19 protein-coding genes are annotated in these 18,473 nt (G+C 69.4%); 17 read left to right on the top strand and 2 right to left on the bottom strand.

The annotated features are described in order from the left end of the window. The first annotated feature begins 35 nt into the window (after window positions 1-35). The 7 genes from ACSHWB_RS47760 to ACSHWB_RS47730 all read left to right on the top strand — a co-directional run bounded on the left by ACSHWB_RS47760 (window position 36) and on the right by ACSHWB_RS47730 (window position 6,553). Window positions 36-1,547, top strand: a complete 1,512-nt coding sequence (locus tag ACSHWB_RS47760) for an HAL/PAL/TAL family ammonia-lyase (RefSeq protein WP_439659983.1) — start codon at window positions 36-38, stop codon at window positions 1,545-1,547. A 50-nt stretch (window positions 1,548-1,597) separates the two neighbouring features. Next, entirely contained in the window at window positions 1,598-2,302 is a 705-nt protein-coding gene (locus ACSHWB_RS47755) for an L-tyrosine 3-hydroxylase (protein ID WP_439659982.1), read from the top strand. 13 nt (window positions 2,303-2,315) lie between these two features. After that, window positions 2,316-2,972, top strand: coding sequence for an O-methyltransferase (locus ACSHWB_RS47750; protein ID WP_439659981.1), 657 nt, complete (start codon window positions 2,316-2,318; stop codon window positions 2,970-2,972). Window positions 2,973-3,110: 138 nt separating this feature from the next. Next, on the top strand, window positions 3,111-4,061 hold the full coding sequence (locus tag ACSHWB_RS47745; RefSeq protein WP_439659980.1) for an LLM class F420-dependent oxidoreductase: 951 nt from the start codon (window positions 3,111-3,113) through the stop codon (window positions 4,059-4,061). Window positions 4,062-4,063: 2 nt separating this feature from the next. Further along, the gene (locus ACSHWB_RS47740) at window positions 4,064-4,633 is read left to right on the top strand and encodes a TetR/AcrR family transcriptional regulator (RefSeq protein ID WP_439659979.1); all 570 of its coding nucleotides are present in this window, start codon (window positions 4,064-4,066) and stop codon (window positions 4,631-4,633) included. A 41-nt stretch (window positions 4,634-4,674) separates the two neighbouring features. Next, window positions 4,675-5,955, top strand: a complete 1,281-nt coding sequence (locus tag ACSHWB_RS47735) for a nucleotide disphospho-sugar-binding domain-containing protein (RefSeq protein WP_439659978.1) — start codon at window positions 4,675-4,677, stop codon at window positions 5,953-5,955. A gap of 85 nt (window positions 5,956-6,040) precedes the next feature. After that, window positions 6,041-6,553, top strand: a complete 513-nt coding sequence (locus ACSHWB_RS47730) for a hypothetical protein (RefSeq protein ID WP_439659977.1) — start codon at window positions 6,041-6,043, stop codon at window positions 6,551-6,553. Here ACSHWB_RS47730 and ACSHWB_RS47725 read toward each other — a convergent pair. After that, window positions 6,540-6,989, bottom strand: a complete 450-nt coding sequence (locus ACSHWB_RS47725; RefSeq protein ID WP_439659976.1) for a peroxiredoxin — start codon at window positions 6,987-6,989, stop codon at window positions 6,540-6,542. The genes ACSHWB_RS47730 and ACSHWB_RS47725 overlap by 14 nt on opposite strands. Window positions 6,990-7,020: 31 nt before the next feature. On the opposite strand from ACSHWB_RS47725, the gene ACSHWB_RS47720 reads away from it, so the two are divergent. The 8 genes from ACSHWB_RS47720 (at window position 7,021) to treZ (ending at window position 17,180) form a co-directional block, all read left to right on the top strand. Continuing rightward, window positions 7,021-7,932: a LacI family DNA-binding transcriptional regulator gene (locus ACSHWB_RS47720; RefSeq protein ID WP_439664799.1), complete on the top strand. Its 912-nt coding sequence runs from the start codon at window positions 7,021-7,023 to the stop codon at window positions 7,930-7,932. A 13-nt stretch (window positions 7,933-7,945) separates the two neighbouring features. Then, window positions 7,946-8,371, top strand: coding sequence for a RidA family protein (locus tag ACSHWB_RS47715; protein WP_439659975.1), 426 nt, complete (start codon window positions 7,946-7,948; stop codon window positions 8,369-8,371). A 105-nt stretch (window positions 8,372-8,476) separates the two neighbouring features. Continuing rightward, window positions 8,477-10,291 carry a 4-alpha-glucanotransferase gene (locus tag ACSHWB_RS47710; RefSeq protein WP_439659974.1) on the top strand — a complete coding sequence of 605 codons (1,815 nt, stop codon included), beginning with the start codon at window positions 8,477-8,479 and terminating at the stop codon, window positions 10,289-10,291. A 94-nt stretch (window positions 10,292-10,385) separates the two neighbouring features. Beyond that, a complete protein-coding gene (locus tag ACSHWB_RS47705) occupies window positions 10,386-10,688 on the top strand; it encodes a hypothetical protein (protein ID WP_439659973.1) in 303 nt (100 codons plus the stop codon). A 120-nt stretch (window positions 10,689-10,808) separates the two neighbouring features. Further along, window positions 10,809-11,195 (top strand): hypothetical protein, encoded by a 387-nt coding sequence (locus tag ACSHWB_RS47700; protein ID WP_439659972.1) that lies wholly within the window; start codon window positions 10,809-10,811, stop codon window positions 11,193-11,195. A 131-nt stretch (window positions 11,196-11,326) separates the two neighbouring features. After that, a complete protein-coding gene (gene glgX / locus ACSHWB_RS47695) occupies window positions 11,327-13,432 on the top strand; it encodes a glycogen debranching protein GlgX (RefSeq protein WP_439659971.1) in 2,106 nt (701 codons plus the stop codon). Further along, a complete protein-coding gene (gene treY, locus ACSHWB_RS47690) occupies window positions 13,432-15,510 on the top strand; it encodes a malto-oligosyltrehalose synthase (RefSeq protein WP_439659970.1) in 2,079 nt (692 codons plus the stop codon). Before glgX ends, treY begins: the two co-directional genes overlap by 1 nt. Beyond that, window positions 15,507-17,180: a malto-oligosyltrehalose trehalohydrolase gene (treZ, locus tag ACSHWB_RS47685; RefSeq protein ID WP_439659969.1), complete on the top strand. Its 1,674-nt coding sequence runs from the start codon at window positions 15,507-15,509 to the stop codon at window positions 17,178-17,180. Before treY ends, treZ begins: the two co-directional genes overlap by 4 nt. On the opposite strand, the gene ACSHWB_RS47680 is transcribed toward treZ, so the two are convergent. Next, a complete protein-coding gene (locus tag ACSHWB_RS47680; RefSeq protein WP_439659968.1) occupies window positions 17,099-17,443 on the bottom strand; it encodes an ANTAR domain-containing protein in 345 nt (114 codons plus the stop codon). The genes treZ and ACSHWB_RS47680 overlap by 82 nt on opposite strands. Window positions 17,444-17,630: 187 nt before the next feature. On the opposite strand from ACSHWB_RS47680, the gene ACSHWB_RS47675 reads away from it, so the two are divergent. Both ACSHWB_RS47675 and ACSHWB_RS47670 read left to right on the top strand, forming a co-directional pair. After that, window positions 17,631-17,810 carry a CsbD family protein gene (locus tag ACSHWB_RS47675; protein ID WP_319981380.1) on the top strand — a complete coding sequence of 60 codons (180 nt, stop codon included), beginning with the start codon at window positions 17,631-17,633 and terminating at the stop codon, window positions 17,808-17,810. Beyond that, window positions 17,788-18,423, top strand: coding sequence for a UdgX family uracil-DNA binding protein (locus ACSHWB_RS47670; protein WP_439659967.1), 636 nt, complete (start codon window positions 17,788-17,790; stop codon window positions 18,421-18,423). Before ACSHWB_RS47675 ends, ACSHWB_RS47670 begins: the two co-directional genes overlap by 23 nt. Window positions 18,424-18,473: the final 50 nt, after the last annotated feature.

Genomic DNA, 18,473 nt, shown 5'->3' with positions numbered 1-18,473 from the left:
TCGTCGCGAGTGGCTCCCAGTCCCCAGGAGGCATCGTGCCTGTCGGAACTTCCTCTGCTGCCTTGAATCTGGCCGCACGCCTCGAACCCGCGCACCTCGAACTCGCCCGCGATCCGCTGCACGTCGAACTGCCTGAAGACGTGCGGGAACGCATCGCGCGCTGCCGTGAGTTCGTGCTCGAAGTCAGCGCGTCCGGGCGCGCCATCTACGGTGTCACAACGGGTTTCGGCCCGCTCGTCGAGTTCGAGGGCCGCGCGGACAGCGCCGGCCAGAGTGACAACACCATCCTGCACCACATCGTCGGCCACGGTGAACTGATGCCGCCGGGGGTCGCCAGAGCTGCCGTTCTCGCGCGGCTGTTCTCGTTGGCACAGGGGCGATCCGGAGTGTCCGAGCAGGTCGTGGCGTCGCTGACTGCCATGCTGGACACCGAGTTCGCCCCAGCAGTACCACGTTTGGGGTCAGTCGGTGCGAGTGGTGATCTCCAGCCACTGGCCTATGTGGCGCATGCGTTGCGCGGTAACGGGAACGCATTCCACCGAGGACGGCTCATGCCTGCCGAGGAAGCGCTCACACGGGCAGGGCTTGGGAAACTCGTGCTGGACGGCCGGGACGCGCTCGCGTTGGTCAACGGAATTTCGGTGACCGCCGCAGCACTAGGACTCGCTGTGGCGCAATCGGTTCGCGCTCGGCGGACGGCGGAGTTGTTGTCCGCCTTGATGACCGACGTCCTGGGCTGCGGCACCGAGTTCACGTCGGTTGGACTACTGGCCGCGTTCGGGCATCCGGACGTCGCTGAATCGGGTGCGGCCATCAGAAGTTGGCTCGAAGGGAGTAAGCCATCCGGGGAGCGTCCGCTGCAGGAGCCCTACAGCATCCGCTGCACGCCACAGCTGATCGGCGCCGCCGGCACGAGCGTGCGGCACGCGGACGACGTGGTGTGCCGCGATCTCAACGGCGTGAGCGACAACCCGTTGTTCTTCCCGGAGTCCGGGGAGATCGTGCACGGCGGCAACTTCTTCGGCCAGCCCAGCGCGTTCGCTGCCGACCAGCTCAACGTCGCGCTGGTGCAGCTGGGCAACCTGGCCGAACGTCAGCTCGACCTGCTGGTGGATCCCCACCGCACCAACGGGTTGCCGCCGATGCTCAGCCCGCTTCCCGGTCAGCACCACGCGGTGCAGGGCGTCCAGCTCTGCGCGACCGCCACGATCGCCGCGATGCGCAGGGCCGCGGCGCCCGCCTCGGTGCAGAGCCTGCCGACCAACCTGCACAACCAGGACGTCGTCCCGTTCGGCACCCAGGCCGCGTTCACCGCGCTCGACCAGACGGGGCTGCTGCGTTATCTGCACGCGGGGCTCGCGATCGCGTTGCGCCAGGCCGTGCACGTCGGTGCGCGCCGTCCGCAGGCGCCCCGGATCGCGGAGGTGTTCGACCGGCTGGCGGACGAGGTGCCGCCGATCGTGGAGGACCGGCCGCTGGACACCGCGCTGGGCGAGGTGGCCGACCTGCTCGACACTCTTGTGTCCGAAGTGGAGGGTCGACGATGAGTGCTCCCCTCTACGTGCCCCCGTGGGGGCACTCCTGGGTCGACCTGCCCGTGCTGCGGCTGCCGATGCCGGACGTGGAACTGATTCCGTGCGCGGAACGCTGCTTTCAAACGGTGATCGACATCAATGCTCCGGAAGACCCGGTGGAACACGCCGTGCACCGGTGGTTTCTCGGCCATCAGGGCGCATTCCTGGTGTGGAAGTTTCTTTCGGCTTCACTCGATCGGCTGATACGCGAGCCTGATTCGCAACTAGTCCGCCTCGCTGCGCTTGGATACGACGCGTACTCGGTGATGCTCGCCTATTCGGGCAGTTGTTCCCGTGAGGTGTACGAGGACGTCATCCGGCCGATGATGGTGACGTTCGACCCGGCGTTCAGCGGGCGATGGGCACGTGACTACGAGCCACTGCCCGGCCTGTTGCGCCGGGCGCGTGCCGCTCTGGGGCCCGTGGCGGCCGAACCGCTCTCCATCGCGAGCAAGGCGAACCTGGTGGCACACATGGAGGTCATGCGCAGACTCGTGCCCAGCGGCCCGTCGCTGCTGCGCGAGGCCGGCCGCACGAGCGTGCCCACCAGTGACGCGGAGCGCGACCGGTTCGACGAGTTCTTCCTCGTCAGCCGGGAGAACGTGTGTGTGAGCCGCTATCACACGCATCGCGCGGCCATCTTGTCCGCGATCGGTCACGACCTCGCGAAACGCCCGCTGAGGCCCGAGTACGGAGAGACACTCAGGACGTTCGTCACCCGACTATGAGAGAAGGCCGCGCGTGAACGACTTCAAGACCGTGGTCATGACCCCGCAGATCTACCGTTACGTGCGCGAGCAGGCAGGCCAGCCCACCGCCGTGCAGGAGAAGCTGATCGCCCGCACGGCCGAGCTCGGCGACTCGGCGGAGATGCAGATACCGCACGAGCAGGCGGTGCTGCTGTCGTTGCTGGTCAAGCTCACCGGCGCGCAGACGGTGGTCGAGGTCGGCACCTACACGGGGTACTCCACGCTGGCGTTCGCGCAGGCCCTTCCCCCGTCCGGCAAGGTCATCACCTGCGACCTCTCGGCCGAGTGGACCACGATCGCCGAGGAGGCCTGGCAGGCGGCGGGCGTGCGCGACCGGATCGACCTGCGGATCGGCGCGGCCGCCGTGACGCTGGCCGAGCTGCCGGAGGAGCCCGTCATCGACCTCGTGTTCATCGACGCGGACAAGGTCGGGTACGTCCACTACTGGGACCTGCTGGTGCCGAGAGTGCGGCAGGGCGGTCTGCTGCTCGCCGACAACACGCTCTACTACGGCGAGGCCGCCGACGAGCAGCCGGAGGGCAACGCCGCCGCGATCGACGCGTTCAACAGGTTCGTCCGCACCGACTCGCGCGTCGAGTCGGTGCTGGTGCCCATCGCGGACGGGCTGACCATGGCCCGCAAGAAGTGAGGTTGTGAGCATACCGACCGGTCGGTAGGGTGCCTCCCAAGTCGCTGGTGATGTTGTCGGCACGCGAGCGTTCCTCTCGCGTGCCGACAACATCACCAGCCCACGGCTTTTAGGAATGTCGCAGGCTTGGAGGCGTTCATGGCTCGTTGGGGAATCACGCTGCCGCTGATCGGTGTGCCGGTGCTGGAGCACCGCGCGCTGGTGTCCGAGCTCGCCGGCCTCGGCTACACGGACGTGTGGTCGGCCGAGACGACGGGCACCGACGCGTTCACGCCGCTCGCCCTGGCCGCCCAGTGGTCCTCCGAGCTGCGGTTCGGCCCTGCGATCGCGCCCGTCTACACGCGCGGTCCCGCGACGCTGGCGATGACCGCGGCGACGCTCGCCGAGGTGACCGGCGGGCGTTTCGTGCTGGGCATCGGCTCGTCGTCGCCCGCGATCGTGCAGCGCTGGAACGCGATCCCGTTCGAGGAGCCGTTCAAGCGCACCCGCGACACGCTGCGGTTCCTGAAGGCCGCGCTGGCGGGGGAGAAGGTCAGCGCCGACTACGACACGTTCTCGGTCAAGGGCTTCAAGCTGGAGCGGCCGCCGACCGAGAAGGTGCCGATCATGCTCGCGGCGCTGCGCCCGAACATGCTGCGCCTGGCCGGTCGCGAGGCCGACGGCGCGATCACGAACTGGCTCGCCGCCACCGACGTGCCGCAGGTCCGCGCCGAGTTGGGTGACGCAGAGCTCGCGGCCCGCATCTTCGTCTGCCCGACCGAGGACGCCGACGCCGCGCGGGCGCTGGGACGCATGCTGATCAGCACCTATCTGACCGTGCCCGCCTACGCGGCGTTCCACGACTGGCTGGGCCGCGGCGAGGCGCTGCGCCCGATGCACGAGGCGTGGGCGGCGGGCGACCGCAAGGCCGCGTCGAAGTCGATCCCGGACGAGGTCGTGGACGCGCTGGTAGTGCACGGGTCGCCGGCGCAGTGCCGTGACCGCGTGGCCGAGTACCAGGCCCAGGGCGTCGACACCCCGATCATCGCCCTGCTCCCGACCGGTGGTGACCAGATCGAACAAGTGCGCGCGCTGGCACCGAAGGCCTGACGATGCCTGGCGCGACCGAGCAGAAGATCATCGACGCGGCCGTGCGGCTGTTCGCGTCGCAGGGCTACGACGCGACCTCGGTGCAGGAGATCGTCAACGCCGCCGAGGTCACCAAGGGCGCGCTCTACCACTACTTCCGCTCGAAGGACGACCTGCTCTTCGAGATCTACCGGCTGCTGATCACGGCCCAGTCCGCCGACATGGACCGGATCATCGGCCTCGGCCTGCCCGCGGGCGAGACCGTGCGCGAGATCCTGGCGTCGCTCGTCACCTCGACGGCCGACCACGTCGACGAGACGGCGGTGTTCGTCCGCGAGCTGCACCGGCTCGGCGAGGACCGGATGGCCGACTTCCGCGCGGAACGCCGCCGCTACCACGAGACGTTCCTCGCGGTCGTCGAGAAGGGGCAGGCCGACGGCGAGTTCAGCTCCGTCGTGCCGGCGGACACGGTCGTGCGGATCGCGCTGGGTGTGGTCAACCAGCTGCCGATGTGGTTCCGGCCGGACGGGCAGAAGACGCCAGGACAGCTGGCGGGGGAGATCGCCGACTTCGTGCTGGCCGGATTGAGATGACGAATTAGGGCGCGTTAAGCGCGATCTGATCGACTACGCCGGTGCCCCGACTGAACCTGTTGTTCGCGACCATGCCCGTGCCCGGCCACGTCGCGCCGTTGCTGCCCATCGCCCGTGCGCTGACCGACCGCGGTCACCACGTGCGCTGGTGCACCGGCCGGGTGTTCGCGGACAGGATCGCCGCCACCGGGGCCGAGTTCGTCGGGATGGACGCCTCGATCGACCACCAGGGGCGCAACGTCGACGAGCTGTTCCCCGAGCGCGCCCGGCTCAAGGGCATCGCGAAGCTGCGCTACGACATGACGGCGGTGTTCCTCGACCCGATCCCGGCGCAGGTCGCCGACCTGCAGCGGCTGCTGGCCGAACAGTCGGCCGACCTCGTCGTGCACGACACCGCGTACGTCGGGGCGACCGTGCTCGAACTGCTCGGCGGGCCGCGCGCCGTCAGCGTCGGCGTCACGCCGATGATGCTGCCCGCGCCGGACGTGCCGCCGTTCGGACCGGGTCTGCGGTACCGGACCGGTGCGTTCGCCCGGTTGCGCTACGCGGCCGTGCGCGGGCTGCTGGACAACGTGGTGTTCAAGCCGGTGTTCGAGCACCGCGACCGGATCCTCGCCGGGCTCGGGCTGCCGGAGGGCGAGCGCCGGCTCGCGAGCGTGTCGTCGCACCTGCATCTGCAGAACGGCATCGCCGGCCTGGAGCACCCGCGCGCGTTCATGCCGCCGCAGGTGAAGTTCGTCGGTGCGCTGGTCGACGCGGCGCCGTCCGCCGGCCTGCCGGACTGGTGGGAACGCATGATGACCGCAGGACGCCCGATCGTGCACGTCACCCAGGGCACGGTCGCGGACATGGACCTGCACCAGCTCGTGCTGCCCACGATCCACGCGTTGGCCGACGAACCGGTCACCGTCGTCGCCAGCACCGGCACGCACGACCTGGGCCCGTTGCCCGCCAACGCCTTCACCGCGCCGTTCCTGCCCTACGACCGGCTGCTGCCCGAGATCGCCGCGATGGTCACCAACGGCGGGCTCGGCGGGGTGCAGCTCGCGCTCGCCCAGGGCGTTCCGCTGGTGGTGGCGGGTGCGACGGAGGACAAGCCCGAGGTGGCCGCCCGCGTCGAACGCTCCGGTGCCGGGGTGAACCTGCGCACGTCGGCGCCGTCGGCGAAAGCGATCAAGGCCGCGGTGCGCGAGGTGCTGTACGGCGGGTCGTTCCGGCTGCGGGCGCGCGAGCTCGCGGCGGAGTACCGGTTGCACGACGCGGGGGTGCTCAGCGCGGACCACGTCGAGCAGCTCGCCCAGGCCGGGGTGCGGATCGGCTGACCCGGATCCGTTTCGCCGTCGTCCGCGTCTCAGCCACGGGTAACAGCGGGAGGCGCGAGATCGACTCCCTCAGCAGGGGGTCTCCATGTCGCACCAACCGCCGCAGTACGGGGTCGCGCCGCCGTTGCACGAGCCACCCAGGACGTCGAAGTGGCCTTGGGTGCTGTTGCTGGTCACGGTGCTGGTGGTCGTGGGCTCACTCGCGTTCGGCAATCACGTGACGACCATGCTGAAGCAGACCTTCAGCTCCTCGACGGGCGTGGCGCCGGAGCCGGGACCGCCGCCGCCCGTGGTGCAGGCGGAACCTCCGCCCGTGCCGGGCAAGCGCACCGTGGTGTTCGAGGTGACCGGCGTCGGCAAGGCGTTCAACGTCACCGCGACCGTCGGCGCGTCCATCCGCAACGAGGCGAACGTGACGCTGCCGTGGACGTACGCCGTCGACGTGCCTGCCGAACCCGCGCCCGTGTCCGTGATGCTCGTGGTGGTCGCGGGCCCGGACGGCGCCGAGGTGCACGGCAAGTACTCGATCGGCGGCGAGACCGTCCGCGAGGGCAAGGCCTCCGGGCCCTACGGCGTGCTGACGATCACCGACTCCTGAGAGCCTCCAGCGCCTTGTCCGCGTGCGCGTTCATCGAGAACTCGCTCTTGACCACCTCGATGATCTCGCGGCCGGCGCCGATGACGAACGTGTGCCGCTTGACCGGGATCGGCCCGAACCGGCGCCGCACGCCGTACTGCTCCGCCACGTCGCCACCGACGTCGGCGAGCAGCGGGTAGTCGAAGCCGTTGAGCTCGGCGAACTCCTTCTGCTTCGCGACGTCGTCCATCGAGATCCCGACGCGCTGGGCACCGGCCTCCTCGAACTCCTTGGCGAGGTCGCGGAAGTGGCAGCTCTGCGCGGTGCACCCGGACGTCATCGCCGCGGGGTAGAAGAAGAGCACGACCGGCCCGTCCTCGAGCAGCGCCGACAGCTTGCGGTCGGTGCCGTCCTGGTCGGGCAGTGTGAACTCGGGGGCGAGGTCGCCGGGCTTCATGGATCTCCAATACGCTCGGGCCGTGACCAGCATGTCCGACGTGGCCAAGGCCGCTGGGGTGTCCGCTGCGACCGTATCGCGTGCACTGCGGGGCGAACCGGGCGTGTCCGAGGCGACCAGGCAGCACGTGAGCGAGATCGCGCGGCGGATGAAGTACGCCATCGCGCGCGACGCCTCCTCTTTGGCCGGTGGCCGCCGGTACGCGATCGCGGTGCTGACGTCCGAGGTCAGCCCCGTGCTGGCCGGCGCGGAGGGCGCGTTGCGGCAGGCCGGGTACGACGTGCTGCTCTACGTCCTGGGTGACGCGGACGCGCGCGCGAAGTTCTTCGGCGAGCTCCCGCTGGGGCGCCGGGTGGACGGTGTGCTGCTGCTGTCGATGTCGCTGTCCTCTTCGGAGCAGGTGGCGCTGGAGTCGTTGGAGGTACCGCACGTCACGGTCGACGACACCGATCTGCGCCACGCGCTGCGGACCGCCGTGTCCCACCTGCAGGCGCTCGGGCACCGCGAGGTGGCACTGGTGCTGGCCGACGGCGTCGACGAGTCCTACGACGAGATCCTGGTCGCCGCGGGACTCGAGGTCCGTCCCGAGTGGACGGTGTGGTGCTCGCCGACCGTCGACGGCGGCGAGCAGGTGGTCGACGTGCTGCTCGACGGCGAACGCCTGCCGACCGCGGTGATCAGCTCGAACGGCGCCGCGGCCGTCGGGATCTTCCTGCGCATGCAGCGGGACGGGCGCGCGGTGCCGGACGAGGTGTCGATCGTGTCGCTGGACGGGCAGGAGCTCACCCGCGTGGTCGGGCTGACCGCGGTCGAGGGGGCCGCGAAGCAGCAGGGGGAGCGGGCGGTCGCCGACCTGTTCACGCTGATCAGGGGCGGGGAGATCGAGCCGGCCGAGCACCCGGTGCGGCTGGTCGTGCGCAACTCCAGCGGGCCGGTCGCCTGAGTACTGTGGCGCCATGCCCGCTCATGAGCGCCTGACCGAACTGCCCGGCCTGCCGACCACCCCCGGCTACGCCCACGCGGTGACGGTCACCGGAAGGCTCGCGTTCGTCTCCGGACAGGTGGCCGTGGACGCGCAGGGATGCGCGGTCGGCGTGGACGACCTCGCGGCGCAGACGCGGCAGGCGTTGGGCAATCTTCATCACGTCATCGAAAATCTCGGCGCCGACTGGTCGGATGTCATCAAGTTCACGTGGTTCGTGCTTGATGCGTCGGAGGTTCAGACCATTCGTGACGTGCGGGACGAGATTCTCCGTCCCGCCCTGGGAGAACTGCCCAACCCGGCCAGCACGCTGGTTCAGGTGGCGGCTTTGTTCGGACCCGATTTCCTGGTCGAGGTCGAGGCGGTCGTGGCTGTTCCAGGTGAAGCATCGGATGTCTAAGTAAATGCATCTCTGCGTGGGTGTCTCGACCGGCCTGCACCCATCGGGTGACCAGGGACCATTTGCTCTGGTAATGCGGCGCTGGCTATGACATAGCTTGTAACTGTGGAGGAGTTGGTGGCGCGGCTGGCGGACGCTTGGGGCGTTGCCACACGGTACGAAAACGCGGACCAGCAAGAGGTCGTGGTCGATCGCGAGGTCGTGGTGAAGGTCCTCGCCCAGTTCGGCGTCGACGCGTCCACTGAGGACTCCGTCGCCCGCGAGCTCGCCGAGGTCGAGCGGCGCAGGGCCGAGCGGAAGCTCCCTCCCACGATCGTCGTCCGCGAGTACGAGACGTACGACCTGCGCGGGCCGGCGACCATCGAGCTGGAGGACGGCACCTCGTTCGCCGTCGAACGGCACGTGCCCGACTCGGTCCCGCTGGGCTGGCACCGCGTCGTCACCGAGGACCAGATCGTCACGCTCGCCGTCGCACCCAGGACGCTGCCGGACGTCCCGCACACCTGGGGCTGGATGCTGCAGCTCTACGCCGCGCGCTCGAAGGAGTCGTGGGGGATGGGCGACTTCGCCGACCTCGCGACCATCGCGCGCCGCAGCAGCCTGGAGCTCGACGCCGGTGTCGTGCTCGTCAACCCCGTGCAGGCGCCGTCGCCGACGCACCCGGTCGAGCGCTCGCCGTACTCACCGACCAGCCGCCGGTTCGCGAACCCGCTGTACCTGCGCGTCACCGACACGGCCGAGTTCCTGCAGGCCTGCCCGCGCACCCGGCAGCTCATCCGCGACCTCAGGCCCGAGAACCACGAGCTGATCGACTACGACGCGATCTGGGACGCCAAGAAGCAGGCCCTGGAGCTGCTCTTCCCCGGCGGCGACGTCGAGATGGACGCCGAGCTGGAGAAGTTCGCGACCTACTGCGCCCTCGCCGAGGTCCACGGCAAGGACTGGCGCACCTGGCCCGCCGACCGCGCCGAACCGCCGGCCGAGCGCGTCGGGTTCTACGCCTGGCTCCAGCACCTCTGCACCCGCCAGCTCCAGGACGTGCGGCTCGCCGCGCACGAGGCCGGCATGGCCATCGGCGTCATCCACGACCTGCCGGTCGGTGTCGACCCCGGCGGCGCGGACACGTTCGCCGACCCGGACGTGTTCGCCATCGACGTCACGGTCGGTGCGCCACCGGACGCGTTCAGCGCGGACGGCCAGGGCTGGGGGCTGCCGCCGTGGCGCCCCGACAAGCTCGCCGAGACCGGCTACCGGCCGTTCCGGCAGGTGCTGCGCAGCGTCCTCAAGCACGCCGACGGCATCCGCATCGACCACGTCGCGGGCCTCTGGCGGCTCTGGTGGATCCCGCCGGGCGAGCCGCCCAGCAGGGGCACCTACGTCCACTACGACTCCGACGCCATGCTCGGAGTGCTCGCGCTGGAGGCGTACCGCGCCGGCGCCGTCGTGGTCGGCGAGGACCTCGGCACGGTCGAGCCGGTCGTCACGAAGACGTTGCAGGAGAACGGCATGCTGACCAGCGCCGTCCTCTACTTCCAGCGCGACTACTACGCGGAGGGTCACCCGCTGATCCCGCCGTCGCAGTGGAACCCGAACCAGATGGCCAGCATCTCCACGCACGACCTGCCGACCGCGGCGACGTTCTTCGCCGGACCGGACGGCCCCGACTTCGACGCGCTGATGCGTCAGGAGGGCGTCAAGACCGCGGACAGGGTCGAGGGCGCGCACGAACTGCTCGCGCAGGCACCCTGCGCGTTGGTCCTGACCTCACCCCAGGACGCTCTGCGGGAGACCCGGCAGCCCAACGTGCCGGGCACGATCGACGAGCACCCGAACTGGAGAATCCCCCTGCCGGTGGCACTGGACGACTTCTTCCCCAGGGTCCGCGAGATCACCCGGCCACTCCGCAACCGCGGAAGATGAAACTTTTGCGTAACGGCAGGTCATAGACCTGAGGAGTACTGTGAAGCCGTCACCGGACGGCGGAAGACGAACGTTCTTGGAGGTGGCGTACCAAATGAGCTCAGCCGTGGGCACGCGGACATCGACCGGCGTGCTTGAACTGGCCGTCGAGCAGGTCCTCGCTTCGGTGAGACCGACCGCGCTGGGCGACCCGGTCGTCGGGGCACGGCGCGCGGAGGAATCCCTGCGCGACGCGCTGCGGGACGCAGGTCCCGTCGAGGACAACACGGCCCTGCAGTACGCGCTGGCGTGCGCGGAGGCGGCGTGTGAACACCTGAAGTACGCGGAGATCCAGGAAGCCCGCACGTTGCTCACGGCCGCACGTGGGCAGCTGGTGCTGGCACACGAAGGAGTGTGACGGCGGCCGGTAGTCGCCGACGGGTGACGATCACACGATCGAGTTAAGCCTCTCCTGTTCTCGTGAGAACTTCGCTGTAGCGGGCCGGAATTGTCGGTGCCCGCTCGTAGGGTTTCGAGTGTGATCGCCCACCAGGCCTACCGGCCCGCATCCGACCCGGCACGGGCGCGGGCACTGTCCGCGCACCGCGTTGCCGCGAGGTCGCGGTGCTCGCTGCCCGGGCTCTGCGACGTCCGTCACCGCGTGGTGAACCCGCGGCACGACGGCCTGCGCGAGCGGACGACAGCGCCGTCCGAGGACCTGCACGTGGCTGAGCTGCGCCGCACCCGCCGGCTTCCCCTGGCGATCGCCGGGCTCACAAAGTGTCGGCGGCACCTGGAGTACAAGACGCGCTCGCTGGGTAGTCACCTGATCGTGGCAGACCGCTGGCTCCCGTTGTCGAAGACCCGCGCGGACCGGGGCGTGGCGAAAGCCGAGGACCCGCTCCACGTGGGCTGGTGGCCGTGAAACGCCGGCCCCGCAGCCGGTGGCCGGGTCTGATGAAGACCTGATCTGCCGGTCACGACGACGTGATGCCACGACGGTGCCGCACGGATATGGTCTGTCGGTAGCTCTACTGCCTTGTGACGAGGAGCATTGTGCGACCCTGGCCTGGAAGGCCCTACCCGCTCGGCGCCGGCTACGACGGAGTGGGCACGAACTTCGCCCTGTTCTCCGAAGTCGCGGAGTACGTCGAGCTCTGCCTCTTCGACGACGACGGCACCGAGACCCGCGTGAGGCTGCCCGAGGTGGACGGGTTCGTCCACCACGGCTACCTGCTCGGCATCGGCCCGGGGCAGCGGTACGGCTATCGCGTGCACGGTCCGCACGACCCTGCGCGAGGTCTCCGCTGCAACCCGAACAAGCTGCTGATCGACCCGTACGCCAAGGCCATCTCGAACGGCCTGGCCTGGGACGAGGCGCTGTACGGGTACAAGTTCGGGTCGCCGGACGAGCGCAACGACGACGACTCAGCGCCCCACGTGCCGAAGTCCGTGGTGGTGAACCCGTTCTTCGACTGGACGAACGACAGGCTGCCCAAGACGCCGTACAACGAGAGCGTCATCTACGAGGCGCACGTCCGCGGTCTCACCATCGACCACCCGGAGATCCCGCCGCGCCTGCGGGGCACCTATGCGGGTCTCGCGCACCCGGTGATGATCGACCACCTGATCAAGATCGGTGTCACGGCCGTCGAGCTGATGCCGGTGCACCAGTTCATCAGCGACCACACGCTGGCCGAGCGCAGGCTCAGCAACTACTGGGGTTACAACACGATCGGGTTCTTCGCACCGCACGACGGGTACTCGGCGCTGCCGCTGAACCAGGTGCAGGAGTTCAAGGGCATGGTGCGCGCCCTGCACCAGGCGGGCATCGAGGTCATCCTCGACGTCGTCTACAACCACACGGCGGAGGGCAACCACCTCGGGCCCACGCTGTCGATGCGCGGTATCGACAACGAGTCGTACTACCGGCTCGAAGAGGAAGACCCGCACTACTACACGGACTACACGGGTACCGGTAACTCGCTGAACGTGCGCTCGCCGCACACGTTGCAGCTCATCATGGACTCGCTGCGGTACTGGGTCACCGAGATGCACGTCGACGGCTTCCGGTTCGACCTGGCGGCGACGCTGGCGCGCGAGTTCTACGACGTGGACCGGCTGGCGACGTTCTTCGAGGTCGTGCAGCAGGACCCGGTGGTGTCGCAGGTCAAGCTGATCGCGGAGCCGTGGGACGTCGGGCCCGGTGGGTACCAGGTCGGCAACTTCCCTCCACTGTGGACGGAGTGGAACGGCAAGTTCCGCGACACGGTCCGCGACTTCTGGCGCGGTGAGCCGGCGACGATGGGCGAGTTCGCGTCGCGCATCACCGGCAGCAGCGACCTCTACCAGGACGACGGCCGGCGGCCGTACGCGTCGATCAACTTCGTGACGGCGCACGACGGCTTCACGCTGAACGACCTGGTGTCGTACAACGACAAGCACAACGAGGCCAACGGCGAGGACAACCAGGACGGCGAGAGCCACAACCGGTCCTGGAACTGCGGTGTCGAGGGGCCGACGGACGATCCGGAGATCCTCGCGCTGCGGGCGCGGCAGCGGCGGAACCTGATGGCGACGACGTTGCTGTCGCAGGGTGTGCCGATGATCGTGAACGGTGACGAGTTCGGCCGCACGCAGAACGGCAACAACAACGCGTACTGCCAGGACAACGAGGTCTCCTGGGTCGACTGGTCGCTGCTGGAGGCCAACAAGGAGCTGGCCGACTTCACCGCGGCGCTCACCGCGTTCCGCAAGGCGCACCCGGTGTTCCGGCGCAAGCGCTTCTTCGCGGGCAGGCCGATCCGCAAGGGCGACGAGCTGCGCGACATCGCGTGGTTCACGCCGGCCGGCGAGGAGATGACCGAGCAGAACTGGGAGGACGACCTCGGCAAGTGCATCGTCGTCTTCCTCAACGGCGAGGGCATCCCCGACCTCGACTCGCGCGGCATGCGGGTGGTCGACGACTCGTTCCTGATGGCCTTCAACGCGCACTACGAGGACATCCAGGTCACGTTGCCCGAGCCCGAGTACGGTCCCGAGTGGAGGGTCGTCGTGGACACCACGACAGGTGAGGTCGGCGGCAAGGAGAAGCCGATCGCCGCCTCCGGGCAGCTGTCGCTGACCGCGCGGTCGCTCGTCGTGCTGCAGCGGGTGGGCTGATGGGCGCGCCGTCCTCGACGTACCGCGTCCAGCTCACACCGTCCTTCACCTTCGCTGACGCCGCCGGTGTCGCGGACTACCTGGCACGCCTGGGCATCGGCGCGCTGTACGCGTCGCCGATGCTCGACGCGCGGGAGGGTTCCACGCACGGCTACGACGTCGTGGACCCGACCCGCGCCCGGCCGGAGCTGGGCGGCGACGAGGGCAGGGTGGCGCTGCAGGACCGGCTGAAGGCACTGGACCTCGGTCTGGTCGTCGACATCGTGCCGAACCACATGGTCGTGCCGAACCCGTGGTGGGAGGACGTGCTCGAGCACGGCCAGGCGTCGCAGTACGCGAAGTACTTCGACATCGACTGGTCGTCGGGCAAGGTGCTGCTGCCGGTGCTGGGCGAGGACGCTCCCGACGAGGTCCACGAGCACTACCTGAAGGCGAACTGGCGACGCGGCAACACCGAGCTGAACTACCGCAGGTTCTTCGACATCACCGAGCTCGCGGCGGTCAGGGTCGAGGACCCGGAGGTGTTCGAGGCGACGCACCGCGCGGTGTTGTCCTGGGGTGTCACGGGGTTGCGCATCGACCACCCGGACGGGCTCGCCGACCCCGGCGGGTACTTCCGGCGGCTGCGCGAGCACTTCGACGGCTGGCTCGTGGTGGAGAAGATCCTCGGGCCGGACGAGTCGCTGCCGCAGAGCTGGCCGGTCGACGGCACGACGGGCTACGACGCGTTGCGCGAGATCTGCGGCGTGTTCATCGCCCCCAGGGACGCCTTCAGCGGCGACTTCCACGAGATCGAGCACTCGTCGCGGCAGCAGGTCGCGGACTCGATCCTGGTGGCCGAGGTGCGCCGGATCGCGCGGCTGGTCCAGGGCGTCGAGTTCGAGGACGCCTGCAAGGCCGTCGCCGAGGTGATGGTCAACTTCCCGGTGTACCGCTCCTACCTCCCGGAAGGCCTGCGGCACTGGGAGATCGCGGTGCAGCGGAGCAGGTCGTCCGCGGTGCGCGCGTTGGACGAGCAGGTCCGCGCCGACCCGCACGGTGAGCTGGCGACGAGGATCCAGCAGACGTCCGGCATGGTCGTCGCGAAGGGCACCGAGGACACCGCGTTCTACCGGTACACGAACTTCGTTGCGCTCAACGAGGTCGGCGGTTCGCCGGACCGGTTCGGGATGCCCGTCGGCGAGTTCCACGAACGCGCGGCCCGGCGGGAGTCCGCGGAGCCGACCGCGATGACGGCACTGTCCACCCACGACACCAAGCGGTCGGAGGACGTGCGCGCGAGGCTCGCGGTGCTGGCGGAGATCCCGAACGAGTACCTGGCGTTCGAGGCCGAGATGAGCCAGAAGCACGGCCTCTCCGAGCCTTCGCTGAACCGCCTGGCGTGGCAGTCGCTCGTCGGCGCGTGGCCGCTCACGGAGGAACGCCTGGGCGCCTACCTCGAGAAGGCGTCCCGCGAGGCCAAGATCAAGACGTCGTGGGTCGACCGGAACGCCGAGTTCGACGCCGAGGTGGCCGCCTGGCCGGCGAAGGCGCTGAACGAGCCGGAGGTCGCGGCGTTCGCGGAACGGATCAAGGCTCCCGGCTGGTCGAACTCGCTGGGGCAGAAGCTGGTCCAGCTCACCGCGCCGGGTGTGCCGGACGTGTACCAGGGCACCGAGCTGTGGGACTTCTCACTGGTCGACCCGGACAACCGCAGGCCGGTCGACTACGACGTGCGCCGGGACCTGCTGGCACGCCTGGAGTCCGGCTGGCTGCCGGAGGTCGACGACTCGGGCGCGGCGAAGCTCCTGGTGGTGCAGAAGGCTTTGCAGGTGCGCAAGCGCGGTCTGCACGGTTACCGGGCGTTGCACGCGGAAGGTCCGGCCGCCGAGCATGTGCTGGCGTTCGAACGGTCCGGCGTGATCACCGTGGCGACGCGGCTGCCGGTCGGCCTGGAGCAGAAGGGCTGGCAGGACACGGTTCTGCCGTTGCCGGGTGCGAAGTGGACGGACGTCCTCACCGGGCGGCCGGCGACGGAGGACCTGGCCTCGTTGCTCGAGACCTATCCGGTAGCGCTGCTGGTGCAGGGGGATCAGTGAGCTTCTCCGTCTGGGCGCCCGCGCCCGAGTCGGTGCACGTGCGGGTCGACGGTGCCGACCACGAGATGAAGCGCGACGGCGACTGGTGGCACTCCGAGGCCGAGGGGACGGACTACGCGTTCGTCATCGAGGGCAAGGCGTACCCGGACCCGCGGTCGCTGTGGCAGCCGAACGGCGTGCACGAGGCCTCCCGCGTGTACACGCACGACTTCGAGTGGACCGACGGCGCGTGGACCGGCAGGGCGTTGCCGGGCGGCGTGATCTACGAGCTGCACATCGGCACGTTCACGGCCGAGGGCACGTTCGACGCGGCCATCGGCCGGCTGGACCACCTGGTGGACCTCGGCATCACGTTCGTCGAGGTCATGCCGGTCAACAGCTTCGACGGCGTCGAGGGCTGGGGCTACGACGGCGTGCTGTGGGGTGCCGTGCACCACCCCTACGGCGGGCCGGACGGGTTCAAGCGGTTCGTGGACGCCTGCCACGCGCGCGGCCTGGCCGTGCTGCTCGACGTGGTCTACAACCACCTCGGGCCGTCCGGCGCGTACCTCGACAAGTTCGGGCCGTACTTCGCCGGGCGCAACGACTGGGGCCCCGGGCTGAACCTGGACGGGCCGGGCTCCGACGAGGTGCGCCGGTACGTCATCGACAACGCGCTGCAGTGGCTGCGGGACTTCCACGTCGACGGGCTGCGGCTCGACGCGGTGCACGCACTGGCGGACAGCCGTGCGACCCACGTCCTCGAGGAGATGTCCGTCGAGGTGGACGCGCTCTCGGCGTCCGTGGGCCGTCCGCTCACGCTGATCGCCGAGTCGGACCTGAACGACGCCAAGCTCGTGACGGCGCGCGAAGGCGGCGGGTACGGCCTGCAGGCGCAGTGGTCCGACGACCTGCACCACTGCCTGCACGTCGCGCTGACGGGCGAGACCTTCGGCTACTACGAGGACTTCGCGGCACCGGGTGCGTTGAAGAACACGCTGGAGAAGGTGTTCTTCCACGCCGGCACCTGGTCGTCGTTCCGGGGCAAGCACCACGGCAAGCCGGTCGACACGGCGCTGATCCCCGGCTATCGGTTCCTCGCGTACACGCAGAACCACGACCAGATCGGCAACCGGGCCACGGGCGACCGGCTGTCCGCGTCGGTGTCCACCGGCAGGTTGCTGTGCGCGGCCGCGATAGTGCTGACCTCGCCCTACACGCCCATGATCTTCATGGGGGAGGAGTGGGCTGCGTCCACGCCGTGGCAGTTCTTCGCGTCCTTCCCGGACCCGCAGCTCGCGGAGGCCGTCCGGACGGGCCGGCGGCGGGAGTTCTCCCGGCACGGCTGGGGCGAGTCCGACGTTCCTGACCCGATGTCGCCGCAGACGGTCGAGAATTCGCGGCTGCGCTGGGACGAGGCCGCTGAGGGCGACCACGCCGTCGTCCTGGACACCTACCGCGCCCTGATCGCGTTGCGCCGCTCCCGCCCGGAGCTGGCCGACCCGCGGTTGGACAGGTTCGTGGTGGAACAGGACGGGGAGTGCCTCGTGCTGCACCGCGGAGTGCTCCGCGTGGTGGTGAACCTCGGCACGACCCCCGTCCCGCTGCCTCAGGGAGACGTGCTGCTGACCTCCTCGGCGAACCCGTCGTCGCTCCCACCGGAGTCGTTCGCGGTCGTCGCGTCGACGTGATCCCACAGCATCTGGTCGGCCGGTTCGACGGGCCGTCCCAGGTACGCGTGCACGAACGCCATGACCAGCCGGTCGGCGGCGACGTGCAGCTTGATGTTGTGGTGCTGGGAGATGTGCACCAGCAGCTGGAACGCCTGCTGGGGTGTGCAGGGTTTGCGCGCGGCGATCAGGCCTGTGGCCTGCCCAATGACTGTCCGGGACACCAGGGCTTTGCGCAGCCCCGCCACCTCGGCCTCCAGGGCGGTGATTCTCGCGGACGACACCGCCTGCTCCTTTCGCGTCGTCACGGTCACAGCGGCATGCCGGTGTGACGACGGGCTCTGGGAGCTGCGTTGCGAAGGGCGGGCACACCCAGGGCAAGCCGTCACATCGGCTTGCGGCTGGGTTCTCAACCGCGAGTGATCACCTTAGCAACTGTTTCAGAGCGTGCTCGCCGGGTAACCACCTCACATGGGTGCCGAGGAGAAGTTCAGCAACAAGGCAGACGAACTCAAGGGTCGCGCCAAGGAAGCCGTCGGTGACGCCACGGACAACGAGCAGTGGCAGGCCGAGGGTCGCGCCGAGCGCGCGAAGGCCGACATCAAGCAGGCCGGCGAGAAGGTCAAGGATGCCTTCCGCTCGGACAAGTAGCAGCAAGAGCAAGACGGCGGACGCCGCCCAGTACGTCCCTGAGGGGGCAGACTGGGCGGCGTTGCAGTCTGCGGCCAAGAAGTGTCGCGGTTGCGAGCTGTACAAGGACGCCTCACAGACCGTGTTCGGCGAAGGTCCGGTGCCGGCGCGGCTGATGATGGTGGGGGAGTGCCCCGGTGACCACGAGGACACCGAGGGCCACGTGTTCGTCGGCCCTGCTGGGCGATTGCTGGACAAGGCGTTCAAGGCCGCCAGGATCGATCGCTCGAAGACGTACCTGACGAACGCGGTGAAGCACTTCCGGTTCACCGAACGGGGAAAGCGCCGGATTCACCAGCAGCCCCGGCGCAGCGAGGTCGTGGCCTGCTTCCCGTGGCTGCGGGAGGAGATCCGCGTGGTGAGACCGCGGCTCGTGGTGGTGCTGGGGGCCGTCGCGGCGAAGGCGGTGCTGGGGCCGTCGTTCAAGCTGACCGAGCACCGCGGCGAGGTGGTGGAGCACGACGGGCTGCGGGTCGGCGTGACGGTGCACCCGTCGGCGGTGGTGCGGGCGGAGAACTTCGGCGAGGCGTTCGACGCGTTCGTGGCGGATCTTCTCGCCGTGAAGAAGGCCTGAAACGGGACAACCCCCGGACGACTCCTGCGCGAGCAGGCCGAGCGGGACCA

The sequence above is a fragment of the Lentzea sp. HUAS TT2 genome (genome assembly GCF_051853195.1).
Classification (GTDB): domain Bacteria; phylum Actinomycetota; class Actinomycetes; order Mycobacteriales; family Pseudonocardiaceae; genus Lentzea.
The sequence above is the reverse complement of the archived record's forward strand: the minus strand, read 5'-3'. Positions and strand labels throughout refer to the sequence as shown.